The following is a 1164-nucleotide window of genomic DNA, read 5'->3' as shown; positions in this document are numbered from 1 at the left end:
CTAAATAACTGATCCTAATAGTGCTACACCTTCGCTATGCCATAGCCATTCCCCGGGAAAGGAGACACGGTATCCATGAAGTGTTTCACTCGAGCCAGCAGGTTGGCCATCCCTCTGCATTGATGATTGCGCGTGATGGTTTCATGCAACTTGTGCCACAGCCGTTCTATGTGATTAACCCAAGGACTGTAAACTGGCTGGAATACCAGGCAGAACTTGGGGTTCTTCTTCAACCATCGCTCGGTCTGTTTGCTTTTGTGAATGATGTAGTTATCGAGGATCAGCGTGATGGTTTTGGCTCGTCGGTAGTGGCGACGCAGCTTTTCCAGCATGGCGATAAACAGGGATGAGTTTTTCTTTATCCCACTGACGTAAAGCACTCTTCCGTTGCCTGCATGGAGAACGCCTGCCAGGTAATGTTTCGCGTTCTGTCCCGGAGTGACAACCCGCTTTTGCTGTGCTCTGAACATCCAGTCGGCCCCTAATTTGGGATTGAGGTCTATATCGACTTCATCCTCATAAAACACCGGATTATCGGCATCACAGCGGGCCAGCGCAGCGTCGATATCCGCCATTTTCTCCTGATAGGCTGGGTCTTTTATCCGCAAGGTTGGCACGGGCCTTCGCCAGACAATGCCCATACGCGGTAACCATCGGCGGAGCGTGGAGGCTGCCATATTGAGGCCTGTTAACCGATTGATTTTGATAGCCAATAGTTCGGTACACCAGCGGCTGCGCTGATAACCAAAATCTTGCGGAGAAAACTGCATGAGCAGCACCAGTAAGGTGACAATCTTGGCGACAGGTAAGACTGGGGCACGGCCAGCCGGTAAGGCTTCTAGCGCATCTATGCCTTCATCTCGATACCACCGAAGCCAACGACCGATGGTCGAGCGCGCAGCGCCGGTAAGGTGATGAACATCGGTGATCGTGCGTCCTTCATGTAACAGCAAGATGGCCATCAAGCGACGAGCATGTCCTTTATCACGGGTGGCATGGATGATTTTGTGAATGCGGCGGCGCTGTGGCCGTGGCAGGGGTGGTAGGATAGGCATCAACTCAGTCCTTTGGGTGTGGCTTGTTTTGTTTGGCGACTAATCAGATCGCACAAACTGGACTGAGTTCCCTTCCTCCAGTGATCTACTATTCGGAACAGTTATTTAG

Annotated in this window: 1 protein-coding gene; it reads right to left on the bottom strand. The window is 51.8% G+C overall.

The window, feature by feature from the left end:
• Positions 1 to 23: 23 nt before the first annotated feature.
• Positions 24 to 1055: an IS630-like element ISAhy2 family transposase gene (locus BN1129_RS05140; RefSeq protein ID WP_042034913.1), complete on the bottom strand. Its 1032-nt coding sequence runs from the start codon at positions 1053 to 1055 to the stop codon at positions 24 to 26.
• Positions 1056 to 1164 lie beyond the last annotated feature (109 nt).

It is taken from the genome of Aeromonas popoffii (assembly GCF_000820025.1).
Lineage (GTDB): Bacteria > Pseudomonadota > Gammaproteobacteria > Enterobacterales > Aeromonadaceae > Aeromonas > Aeromonas popoffii.
This window is presented reverse-complemented; position numbering and strand designations above follow the sequence as displayed.